The 11,179-nt window shown below is 73.8% G+C and carries 8 protein-coding genes and 1 pseudogene; 3 read left to right on the top strand and 6 right to left on the bottom strand.

The genetic code is table 11. The features are described 5' to 3' along the window. Positions 1–335: 335 nt before the first annotated feature. Positions 336–1,943 (top strand): phosphodiester glycosidase family protein, encoded by a 1,608-nt coding sequence (locus tag ACJA3G_RS18650; protein WP_406554137.1) that lies wholly within the window; start codon positions 336–338, stop codon positions 1,941–1,943. A gap of 62 nt (positions 1,944–2,005) precedes the next feature. On the opposite strand, the gene ACJA3G_RS18645 is transcribed toward ACJA3G_RS18650, so the two are convergent. Together ACJA3G_RS18645 and ACJA3G_RS18640 are read right to left on the bottom strand one after the other, a co-directional pair. Continuing rightward, positions 2,006–4,060, bottom strand: coding sequence for a SpoIIE family protein phosphatase (locus tag ACJA3G_RS18645; protein ID WP_406554138.1), 2,055 nt, complete (start codon positions 4,058–4,060; stop codon positions 2,006–2,008). Between the two features lie 140 nt (positions 4,061–4,200). Next, a complete protein-coding gene (locus tag ACJA3G_RS18640; RefSeq protein ID WP_406554136.1) occupies positions 4,201–5,106 on the bottom strand; it encodes a phosphatidylinositol-specific phospholipase C in 906 nt (301 codons plus the stop codon). A 187-nt stretch (positions 5,107–5,293) separates the two neighbouring features. On the opposite strand from ACJA3G_RS18640, the gene ACJA3G_RS18635 reads away from it, so the two are divergent. Further along, positions 5,294–5,827, top strand: a complete 534-nt coding sequence (locus ACJA3G_RS18635; protein ID WP_406554135.1) for a GNAT family N-acetyltransferase — start codon at positions 5,294–5,296, stop codon at positions 5,825–5,827. A gap of 52 nt (positions 5,828–5,879) precedes the next feature. On the opposite strand, the gene ACJA3G_RS18630 is transcribed toward ACJA3G_RS18635, so the two are convergent. The 4 genes and pseudogenes from ACJA3G_RS18630 to ACJA3G_RS18615 all read right to left on the bottom strand — a co-directional run bounded on the left by ACJA3G_RS18630 (position 5,880) and on the right by ACJA3G_RS18615 (position 10,293). Then, entirely contained in the window at positions 5,880–7,079 is a 1,200-nt protein-coding gene (locus ACJA3G_RS18630) for a sensor histidine kinase (protein ID WP_406554134.1), read from the bottom strand. After that, positions 7,076–8,821: a cation acetate symporter gene (locus ACJA3G_RS18625; protein WP_406554133.1), complete on the bottom strand. Its 1,746-nt coding sequence runs from the start codon at positions 8,819–8,821 to the stop codon at positions 7,076–7,078. Before ACJA3G_RS18625 ends, ACJA3G_RS18630 begins: the two co-directional genes overlap by 4 nt. 33 nt (positions 8,822–8,854) lie before the next feature. Continuing rightward, positions 8,855–9,211, bottom strand: a complete 357-nt coding sequence (locus tag ACJA3G_RS18620) for a hypothetical protein (RefSeq protein ID WP_365101350.1) — start codon at positions 9,209–9,211, stop codon at positions 8,855–8,857. 33 nt (positions 9,212–9,244) lie between these two features. After that, positions 9,245–10,293 (bottom strand): annotated as a pseudogene (locus ACJA3G_RS18615) (PP2C family protein-serine/threonine phosphatase). 192 nt (positions 10,294–10,485) lie between these two features. Here ACJA3G_RS18615 and ACJA3G_RS18610 point away from each other — a divergent pair. Further along, positions 10,486–11,079, top strand: coding sequence for a TetR/AcrR family transcriptional regulator (locus ACJA3G_RS18610; protein ID WP_406554132.1), 594 nt, complete (start codon positions 10,486–10,488; stop codon positions 11,077–11,079). The last annotated feature ends 100 nt before the right edge of the window (positions 11,080–11,179 follow it).

Here is an 11,179-nt window from a genome sequence, read left to right as displayed (position 1 = left end):
GCGGGGCGCGGCGGGAGCCGACCGGGGGACAGCGCGGTGCGGGCGTCGGCGATTCGCGTGGAAGATCCCTCCGCCTCCGTTATAAATCGGACTAAATAACTGACGGATCATCATGTGGAAAGAGGGCGCCGCGTGCGACACATGCCCCGGTGGGGACACGACAGCCGTGGTGCGAACGGAGGTTGAAGTCCGGCCGGGCCAACTACTTCTGGCCGCCTGCCTCGTTCACTCATCAGTGAGAGTCACTTCATGTGGGCAGCGTGTCACGTATCAGCGCAAGTCATGTCCACACCATCTACTTTTCGACGCACCTTCCCACCCATGAAGGAAGCCTCATGCGCCGAACCACCCTCGCCACCGCGCTGTCAGCCGCCGTCGCCCTGACCGCCGCGGTCGTCGTCCCGACCGCCGAGGCCGCCCCCCACGGTGCCCTCCGGCCCTCCCTCGCCTCGTCCGCCAGACCGTTCCTGCCGCCCCTGCCGACCACCGCGGCGCCGGTGACCCGGGTCCTGAGCCCGGGCGTCACCCTCACCACGTACACCTTCGGCAAGAAGGACGCGGACGACTTCTGGACCGCACACGTGCTCCTGCCGGTCGACCCCGGTGGCCGGCTCGACCGGGCCACCACCGAGCTCGGCCCGAAGGAGACCGCGGACCGGGTCGCCCAGGCCCTGCGCGAGCAGGGCTTCACACCGCGGGTCGAAGAGGTCCGCTCCCCCGCGTACGCCGACCTCGCGGCGGGCACGCTGGGCTGGACCGTCCGGGTGGGCTCCTTCGCCGAGCGCTCCGGGGCGAGCGCGGAGCTGGCCAGGGTGAAGGCCGCCGGGTTCACCGGCGACACCCGCTACACCGCGCAGGACGGCACCGACCCCGGGGCCCCGCAGAAGGTCAACGTCCTGCGGGTCGACTTCCACGAGTTCCAGGGCAAGATCGACACCGAGTTCGGGCCCACCCTGCACGGCACCGAGCCGGCCACCGATCTCGTCGCCCGGGCGCACGCGGTCGCGGGCATCAACGGCCAGTGGTTCTACAACGACGCCCCCGGCGGGTTCTACGTCAAGGACGGAAAGGTGCTCGCCTCCGCGACCCAGGGCCGGGGCGCGATCCTGATGACCAAGGGCGGGCGCGACGTCCGTGTCGGCACCATCAAGGCGCACATCTCGCTGCGCACGCCCGGCGGCGCCACCCAGGAGATCGACGGCGTCAACCGCTTCCCCGGCGACGTCTGGAACTGCGGCGGCGTCGGCGGCGACACGCCCACCGAGAAGCCGCAGCACGACTTCGAGTGCACGGACCCCAGCGAGCTGGTCCGGTTCACCCCCGAGTGGGGCGCCCCGCCGTCCGGCGCGGGCGCCGAGGCGGTCCTCGACGCCGACGACAGGGTGGTCGGGGTGAACTCCTCGCGCGGGGCCGCCGTCCCGGCCGGGGGCTCCACCATTCAGGCCATCGGGGACAGCGCCGAGTGGCTGCTCGGCCATGTGCGCGAGGGCGACCGGCTCGGCATCCGCACCCGCGTCACCGACGGCTACGGCCGCCCGGTCCCGCTCACCCGGGACACCACGATCATGCAGGTCGGTCCGACCCTGGTGCGCCACGGGCGGGTGTCGGTGAACGCGCTGGGGGACGGCATCATCCGGTCCGGCTCCGACCAGTCCTTCACGTACGACTGGACCAACCGCGCCAACCCGCGCTCGATGATGGGCGTGGACGACCGCGGCCGGCTGATGCTGGCCGTCGTCGACGGCCGCCAGGCGGGCTACAGCGAGGGGCTGAGCATCGCGCGGACCGCGGAGCTGATGCGCCAGCTCGGCGCCCGCGAGGCGCTCAACCTCGACGGGGGCGGCTCCAGCGTGATGGTGACGGCGGCCGACGGCGTGATCAACCACCCGTCGGACTCCTCGGGTGAGCGCTCGCTCGGCGACGCCTGGGTCATCAAGCCCTGAGCCGGTACGTTCCCCGCCCCCCGGGGTGACCGGCCGGTGCTCGGTACAGCGGCGCTGGCCGGTCAGTCCTCCGGGGGCTCCTCCGGCGGCACCACCGGCCGCCCGGTCGGCGGCTCGGCGGCCGTGCCCCGCGCGTCCTGCGGGACGAACTCGCACCACACCGCCTTGCCGTCGCCCCGGGGCTCCACGCCCCAGCGGGCCGACACCGCCTCGATGAGCAGCAGGCCGCGCCCGGAGGTGGCCGCCTCCCCGGGCGTCCTGCGGCGCGGACGGACGCTGGAGCGGTCCTTGACCCACAGCCGTACGCGCCGCACCGGCTCGGGCAGCACCTCCAGGGTGAGGACGGCGCCGCCCTCGGTGTGCAGCAGGACATTGCCGAGGAGCTCGCCCGCGGCCAGCTCGACGTCGTCGACGAGCTCCGCGAAGCCCCAGTCCTCCAGGGCCCGGCGCAGGGCCACCCGGGACTCCGCCAGGCCCTCGGGGTCGGCCTGGTGGATGTACTGGTGGATCCGGGGGGCCTGCGGGGTGCCCGGGTCGGGCGCGCGGCGCAGCACCAGCAGGGCCACGTCGTCACCGGTGCCCCAGCGCTCCCAGAGGCTGGCGGAGAGGTGGTCGGCGAGCGCGTCCGCCCCCTCGGGGCCGGTCCGCACGGCCGCCGCCAGGGAGTCCATCCCGGCCGTGATGTCCAGGCCCGGCTCCTCCACCAGCCCGTCGGTGCACATCACCATCGTCTCGCCGGGCACCAGGTCGAGGCGGGTCTCGGGGAAGTCCTCGTCGTCGAACTCGCTGGCGAGCCCGAGCGGCAGACCGCCGCGCAGGTTGGGGCGGCCCACCCGGCCGTCGGTGTGCCGGATGAAGGGCCCCAGGTGGCCGGCGCGCACGGCCCGTACACCGCCGGAGACCAGGTCCACCTGGGCGTAGGTACAGGTCGCGAAGCGCTCGGTGTCGAGTTCGGCCAGGAAGCGCGAGGCACGGGCGAGCACGGTGGCGGGCGCGTGCCCCTCCCCGGCGTAGGCCCGGATCGCGATCCTGAGCTGGCCCATGATCGCGGCGGCGTGGGTGTCATGGCCCTGGACGTCGCCGACCACGACACCGACCCGGCCCCGGGGCAGCGCGATCACGTCGTACCAGTCGCCGCCGACCTCCCGCCCGCCCCAGGCCGCGTGGTAGCGCACGGCGATCTCCGCGCCGGGCACCTCCGGCACGTGGCGGGGCAGCATCGAGGCCTGCAGGCCGGTGGCGAACTCGCGTTCCTGGTCGAAGAGGATGGCCCGCTGGAGCGACTGGGCGACGATGCCCGCGAGCCCCAGACAGAGGTTGCGGTCCTCGGCGGAGAAGTCGCTGCGGCCCCGGAAGAAGAGCGCGAGGCCGCCGACCGGGCGGGCCTGGGCGATCAGTGGCAGGAAGGCCGCCGCGTCCAGTTCCAGGCGCTGGATGTACGGGGCGAGCCGGGGGAAGGTGTGGCCCAGCTCGCCGAGCGAGGTGACGAACCGGGGCCGGCCGGTCAGCACGGCCTCGGCCAGCGGCAGCGAGTCGTCCAGGCGGTGCAGCTTCAGCTCGTCGAGCGCCTCCATCGAGTCGCCGGACATCGCGATGACCTTGAGCGCGCCGCCCTCGACCAGCCCGAGCAGCAGCCCGTCGGCGCCGAACCGCTCCCGCCCGCCGCTGCCGGTGAGGACCTCGGCGACGTCGTCCACGGTCACCGCCTTGGAGAGCGCCTCGGTGGTGCCCTGCACCATGCCGGTGATCCGTCGCCGGCCCGCCTCCAGCGGGCTGATCAGGGTGTACTCGGTGAGCTCGGTGGAGGCGTTGCGGACGATCCCGAGGACGCGGTAGGCGTTGCCCCGGTCGTCGCGCAGGATGCGTCCGCGCACATGGGTCCACTGCCGGTGTCCGTTGCGCCGCCTCAGCTGGAAGTAGGCGCCGTAGGAGGAGCGGCCGGTCTGCATGGCCTCGGCGATGACGCCGTCGACCCGGGCGCCCTCCTCGGGCGGCACCCGGGAGGCCAGCGAGTCGGGGTTCCCGTCGTACTCGCCCGGCCTCAGGTCGAAGACGGCGAGACCGGCCTCGTCGAACGCGAGGGTGTTGTTCTCCAGGTCCCAGTCGAAGCTGCCCATGCGGTTGAGGGCCAGCCTCTCGCCCGGCCCGATCCGCCGTCGCTCGCGTCCAGCCACTGCGTCAGCTTAACTTCGGGGGTTTTTCCTCCGCATCAGCAGGCCGCGCCCACTGGGCCCCTCGTGGCGCGAACGGCCCGCGGTCACCCGTTCGGCCGCGCCCGGAGGGCGGCCGGGGCCGGATTGTGCCGCAGGACCGCGTCGATGAGTCCGGGGGCCGCTTCGGGGAAGTCCATGGGGACGATGCCGAGCCCGGTCCGGCCCGCCATCGCGGAACCGTCCAGGAAGGAACGCACCTGGGGGTTGAGCCGGGCGGCGTTCCACTCGGGCGGCAGCCCGGCCGCCGTGCTCACATAGTTGACGTAGAGCCTGCCGGGCTGGTCGGCGGCCTTGCGGAACTGGGCCTCGATCTTGGGGTACTTGCCGAAGGGCTCGGCGTTGTAGTCGTCCTGGATGTCGAAGAGCGCGGGGTCGCCGTAGCGGACGCCGGGCAGACCGCCGTTGTCGGCGAGCAGGACCACCCGGCCCCGGGCCTCGCCGAGCGTGGGCAGTGCGGCGTCGAGACGGAACAGCGGGCGCCAGCCCTTCTGGTCGAGGTAGAGGTCGAAGATCCGGCGGAACTCGGCGTCGCTCACCGTCGAGTACTCCTGCTTCACCCGCATCAGCACCGTCTCGCCCGGGTGCGCGGCGAGGAAGTCCCGGCAGGCGATCAGCACATCGCCGAACATCAGGTTCTGGTAGAAGGCGGCGTGGTGGATGGCGAAGGAGTCGCCGGTGACCCGGCAGCGTACGTCCAGGAAGCGGACGCCGGCGTTCAGCTGGGCGGCGACGACGGCGTTCTGGCACTCGACCCACAGGCCGCCGAAGCGGGCGCCGGAGTCGTGCGTGCCGGGGATCGTCAGCCGGCGCAGGTCGGTCGAGCCGCTCAGACCCGCCATCCAGTCGGTGGTGCCCGAGGCGGTGGCCGCGGCGGGCGCGGCGCCCGCGTACGCCAGGAGCCCGGCGGCCGGAAGCACGGCCGCGCCCTTGAGAAATCCCCGCCGGTCCATAACCCACGCTCCCCCTGCCGCTCGGCGGCCCCTGTGGGCCCCCCGGTCGTCGCTGTGGCATGGAAGCACAGCGGGCCGTCGGAGAACAGGCGTCGCACGGCACGGATCGCGGTCCGGGCGTGCCGGGCGCCGACCGCCGGGGAGGGGCTGATTACCGGTTCGGCCCCGTATTCGACAGGATGGGCGCATGACCGAGATCCACACCCCCCGTCTGCTCCTGCGCCGCTGGGACGAGGACGACCTGCCCGCCCTGGCCGACATCAACGCCGATCCGGACGTCATGCGCTGGACCGGGGACGGCGCGGTCCTCGATCTGGAGCGGACGGCCGACGACATCGAGCGCTGGGAGGAGGAGTGGGACGAGGAGGGCTTCGGGCTCTTCGCCGTCGAGCTCCTCGGCTCCGGCGAGCTCGCCGGGTTCACGGGTCTGACCGTGCCCGAGTACCTGCCCGAGGTGCTGCCCGCCGTGGCGGTCGAGTGGCGTCTGGGACGGCAGTTCTGGGGCCAGGGGTACGCGTCGGAGGCCGCGCAGGCGTCGCTGGAGTTCGCCCTGCAGGACCGGGGCCTCGACCGGGTCCTCGCCATCGCGCGCGTGGGCGACAGCGCGTCCGAGAACGTCATCCGCAAGCTGGGCATGGTCCCCGAGAGGGTCACGACCGACCCCCGCAACGGCAACCGGCTGGCGGTGCACTCCATCGACCTCACCGAGTACGCCGGCTGAAGCCTGTCGCAGCGGCCCTGACCTGCCCGGACACGGCCTTCCGCGACACATCTCAGGGCCGCTCCGGCGCCGGGTGGACGCCCGGCTGGTACTTGGGCAGCCGGACCGTGATCCTCATTCCGGCGCCGACCGCCGTCTCGATGACCAGGCCGTGCCCGTCCCCGTACACCTGGCGCAGCCGGTCGTCCACGTTGGACAGGCCGATGCCGGTGGACAGGCCGGCCTCGCCCGCCAGGATGCGGCGCAGCCGGTCGGGCTCCATGCCGACGCCGTTGTCCTCGATGACCACCAGGGCCTCCGACCCGGCGTCGCGCGCGGTGATGCTGATGTGGCTCTTGTCGGTCTTGCCCTCCAGACCGTGTTTGACGGCGTTCTCGACGAGCGGTTGCAGGCACAGGAACGGCAGGGTCACCGGCAGCACCTCCGGGGCTATCTGGAGGGTCACCGAGAGCCGTTCCCCGAAGCGGGCGCGGACCAGGGCCAGGTACTGGTCGATGGCGTGCAGTTCGTCGGCCAGGGTGGTGAAGTCGCCGTGCCTGCGGAAGGAGTAGCGGGTGAAGTCCGCGAACTCCAGGAGCAGTTCGCGGGCGCGGTCGGGGTCGGTGCGGACGAACGAGGCGATGACGGCCAGGGAGTTGAAGACGAAGTGCGGGGAGATCTGCGCCCGCAGCGCCTTGATCTCGGCCTCGATGAGCCGGGTGCGGGAGCGGTCGAGGTCGGCGAGCTCCAGCTGCACCGAGACCCAGCGGGCCACCTCGCCCGCGGCCCGCACCAGCACCGCCGACTCGCGCGGCGCGCAGGTGACCAGGGCGCCGTGCACCCGGTCGTCGACGGTGAGCGGGGCCACGACCGCCCAGCGCAGGGCGCAGCCGTCGTCGTCGCAGCGGATGCGGAACGCCTCTCCCCGGCCGGTCTCGCGGATGCGACCGAGCCGCTCCAGGATCTCCCCGGCGTGGTGCTCGCCCGCCCCGTCCCAGGTCAGCACCGAGGACCCGTCGGTCAGGCACAGCGCGTCGGTGCCGAGGAGGGTGCGCAGGCCCCGGGCGGCGCGGCGCGCGGTGTCGGGGGTGAGCCCGGCGCGCAGCGGCGGCGCGGCGAGGGACGCGGTGTGCAGGGTCTGGAACGTGGCGTGCTCGACGGGGGTGCCGAGATCGCCGAGGCCCTGTGGGCGCGCGGTGCGCCGCCCCGCCCAGAAGCCGGCCGCGACCAGGGGCAGGGCCGCCGCGAACATCCCGGCCAGGAACCCGTTCACGCCCGCTCCTGACGGGGTGCGGGGTGGGCCGGTGTGCCGCGCCGGCCGGTGTACAGCGCCTCCGGCAGATGGAAGCGGGCCAGGGTCGCGGCCGTGTCGGCCGGGACGCGGGCCGGGGTCGCCAGGGACACCAGGACCATCGTCAGGAAGCCGAGCGGCACCGACCACAGGGCGGGCCAGGCGAGCAGCGCGTGCAGCGGCCCGCCACCGGGCAGTCCGGCCATGGTGGCGGTGACCGCGAGCAGCGCCGAACCGCCGCCCGCCACCATCCCGGCGACCGCGCCCGGCGGGGTGAGCCCGCGCCACCAGATGCCCAGCACCAGGAGCGGGCAGAACGAGGAGGCGGAGACCGCGAAGGCCAGGCCCACCGCGTCGGCCACCGGCAGCCCGCCCACCAGGGCACTGGCCGCCAGCGGCACCGCGACCGCGAGCAGGGTGGCGAGGCGGAAGTGCCGTACGCCCCGGGCCGGCAGTACGTCCTGGGTGAGGACGCCCGCGACCGCCAGGGTCAGCCCCGACGCGGTCGACAGGAACGCCGCGAAGGCACCGCCCGCGAGCAGCGCGCCGAGCAGGTTGCCGCCGACTCCGCCGATGACCAGGTGCGGCAGGACGAGGACGGCCGCGTCCGCCTGTCCGGTGAGGGCGAGTTCGGGCGCGTACAGCCTGCCCAGGGCGCCGTAGACGGGCGGCAGCAGATAGAAGGCGCCGATCAGGCCGAGGACGACGACCGTGGTGCGGCGGGCGGCGACGCCGTGCGGGCTGGTGTAGAAGCGGACCACGACGTGCGGCAGGCCCATGGTGCCGAGGAAGGTGGCGACGATCAGCCCGTACGTGGCGTACAGCGGACGCTCCTTGCGGGCGTGGGCGAGCGGGGTGGACATGCCCGCGCTGCCCGCGTCACTGCCGGGGACCCGGTCGCCGACGGCGAAGACCAGCCGGGTGCCGCGTTCGACGCGGTGGGTGCCGCCGGGCAGGAGCACGCGTTCGCCCTGGTGGCGGGTGCCGTCGACGGTGCCGGTCGCGGTGACGGTGAGCGGGGCGGCGAGGGTGAGGTCGAGGGTGTCGTCGACGCGTACCGACCGCTGCTCGCGGAAGGCGGCGGGCTCGTCGAAGGCGACGCGGGGGGCGCCGTCGCCGTGCCAGGCGAGGGCCAGGAAGAGGGCGGGCACCAGGAGGGCGGTGAGTTTCAGCCAGTACTGGAAGGCCTGGACGAAGGTGATGCTGCGCATGCCGCCCGCGGCGACGGTGGCGACGACGACCACGGCGACCAGCACGCCGCCGAACCAGCGCGGCGCCCCGGTCAGCACGTTCAGGGTGAGCCCCGCGCCCTGGAGCTGCGGCAGCAGATAGAGCCAGCCGACGCCGACGACCAGGGCGGCGGCGAACCGGCGCACGGAGCGCGATTCGAGGCGGGCCTCGGCGAAGTCGGGCAGGGTGTACGCGCCGGAGCGGCGCAGCGGGGCCGCGACGAACACCAGCAGGACGAGATAGCCGGCGGTGTAGCCCACCGGGTACCAGAGCATGTCGGGGCCCTGGACGAGGACGAGTCCCGCGATGCCGAGGAAGGAGGCGGCCGAGAGGTACTCGCCGCTGATCGCCGCGGCGTTGAGCCGGGGGCCGACGGTTCGCGAGGCCACGTAGAAGTCGGAGGTGGTCCGGGATATGCGCAGGCCGAGCGCGCCGACGAGGACCGTGGCGAGGACCACGAGGGCCACGGCCGGTACGGCGTAGTTCTGGTTCACGTGTCCACGTTCCTGGGCGGCGCCGGGCGGCGCTCAGCGGTCCTCGACGAGGCGGGCGAAGTCCTGTTCGTTGCGCTCGGCCCGCTTCACGTACCAGCGGGCGAGCAGCACGAGCGGCGGGTAGACGCCGAAGCCGAGCACGCCCCAGACGAGGCCGGGGTTCTGCGGTCGCACCGCGAACACCAGCGGCAGCGGTCCGACCAGCAGCACGAGCACGGCGAACACGGTCAGTCCGGCGAGCAGTTGGCTGCGCATCAGCGAGCGCACATAGGTGTGGCCGAGGGTGGTCTGCTCGTCGATCTCGGTCCGGGGACGGTAGCCGGCGGGCCCGCGGGTGCGCCGGGGCACCCCGGTGACGACGACACGGCGTTCCGTCGGATCCTGCGGCACGGCTGCCTCCCCAAGGCTGTGTGTCGCCAGAGACTAGTCCCGGTAGCGCAGGAGGAGCATGGCCGCGTCGTCGTGGAGGGGGCCGCCGGTGTGGCGCATCAGATCGGCGCGCAGGCCCTCCAGCGCCGTCTGCGGGTCGGGGCCGTTCAGCAGGAGGGCGCGGCGGGACAGCGGGTAGAACGCGCCCGAGCGGTCGCGGGCCTCGCTGACGCCGTCGGTGTACAGCAGCAGTTGGTCGCCGGGGCCGAAGTCCACCCGGTGCGGCTCGGGGCCGCCGCCCGGACAGAGGCCGAGGCCGAGCGGCAGGGCGTACCGGGGCGGCTCGGCGAAGTGGACCGTGCCGTCGGCGCGCAGGAGGGCGGGCGGCGGGTGCCCGTAGTTGAGGAAGACCGCTCCGCCGTCGGGGACGAGTTCGGCGATCAGGGCGGTCACGAATCTCTCCCCGTCCATGGCCCGCTCGGCCGCGCGTTCGACGCGCGCCCCGACGCCCTTGAGGTCGGGTTCGTCGTGCGCGGCCTCCCGGAAGGCGCCGAGGACGGCGGCGGCGGTCTCCACGGCTTCCAGGCCCTTGCCCTGGACGTCGCCGATGATGACCCGTACGCCGTCGGGCGCCGCGACCACTTCGTACAGATCGCCGCCGATCCTCGCCTCGGCGACCGCGGAGGTGTACGAGACGGCCGCCCGCAGATGTCCGGCGCCGCGCGGCACGGGCGCAGCAGGACGCGCTGGGCGGCCTCGGCGATCGAGCGCACCCCGGCGAGCTCGGCCTCGCGGCGCTCGCGCATCCGGGCGGCGGCCACGCCCGCCACCGTCACCCCGACCACCGAGGCGAGCGCGGCGAAGCCCCGGCGCTCCTGGAAGAGCCCGTTGTGGAGGCCGAGTCCGCAGCCGACCAGCAGGGCCACGGCCCCGACGGCGACCGGCCGCCGCCAGCTTCCCACCAGGCCCGCGAAGGCGGGGCCGAGGGAGACGAGGGCGAGCAGCCCGACACCGGGGCCCGCGGCCACGTCGACGGCGGCGACCACGGCCATGACCGCGTACGGGAGGACCGTGAGGACGTCGGTGCCCGTTCTTCCCGCCATGGCCGTCCCACCCCTTCCGGTACGGAGCGCCGCCGTGTCCTCTTCCGTCCCCGGCGACACGCCTTCCGAATCCCTTCACCCGCGATCGGGATGGCGCCCGCTTCCGTACCTATGTATCCTAGGTTTCAACCTAGGAGCCCTAGGAAGCGTCGCCCCGGGGCGACGGACATCGATCACGGAGGTACGGGGCGCATGGCGCGTGCGGGACTCACGGCGGACCGGATCACGGCAGCCGCCGCCGATCTGGCGGACGAGGCGGGGTTCGACCAGGTCACCCTGTCGGCGCTGGCACGGCACTTCGGCGTCAAGGACGCGAGCCTGTACTCGCACGTCAAGAACGTGCGGGAGCTGCGCACCCGGGTCGCGCTGCTGGCCGGCGGCGAGCTGATCGACGAGATCGCGGTCGCGGTGGCGGGCCGCTCGGGACAGGACGCCCTGACGGCGTACGCCGACGCCTACCGGGCGTACGCGCGGGCCCACCCCGGCCGGTACGCCGCGACCCAAATCAAGGTCGACCCGGCGCTCGTCGCCGACGCGCCCGCGATGCGGCGGACCGTGGAGATCACCTACGGGATGCTGCGCGGCTACGGGCTCGCCGAGCCGGACCTGACCGACGCGGTACGGCTGCTGCGCAGCACCTTCCACGGCTACCTCAGCCTCGAAGCCCAGGGCGGCTTCAACCACGTACGCGACGTGGACACCTCGTGGCGGCGCGCCGTGGCCGCCCTGCACGTCGCCCTCACCCACTGGCCGGCCCCGTCCCTGGAGGAAGCGAACCATGCCTGAACTGCGCGCACCCGGCGCGACCCTGTACTACGAGAAGCGCGGCACCGGTCCGGTGCTGCTGATGATCCCGGGCGGGGGCGGGGACGCCGCCTCCTTCGAC

It is taken from the genome of Streptomyces sp. YS-3, from assembly GCF_045257485.1.
Taxonomy (GTDB): Bacteria; Actinomycetota; Actinomycetes; order Streptomycetales; family Streptomycetaceae; genus Streptomyces.
Note: the sequence above shows the minus strand (reverse complement) of the source record. Positions and strands in the feature narration are given on the sequence as shown.

Coding starts and splice junctions, on each gene's coding strand:
- ACJA3G_RS18650 (WP_406554137.1), top strand. CDS start 336: ATGCGCCGAACCACCCTCGCCACCGCGCTGTCAGCCGCCGTCGCCCTG.
- ACJA3G_RS18645 (WP_406554138.1), bottom strand. CDS start 4,060: ATGGGCAGCTTCGACTGGGACCTGGAGAACAACACCCTCGCGTTCGAC.
- ACJA3G_RS18640 (WP_406554136.1), bottom strand. CDS start 5,106: ATGGACCGGCGGGGATTTCTCAAGGGCGCGGCCGTGCTTCCGGCCGCC.
- ACJA3G_RS18635 (WP_406554135.1), top strand. CDS start 5,294: ATGACCGAGATCCACACCCCCCGTCTGCTCCTGCGCCGCTGGGACGAG.
- ACJA3G_RS18610 (WP_406554132.1), top strand. CDS start 10,486: ATGGCGCGTGCGGGACTCACGGCGGACCGGATCACGGCAGCCGCCGCC.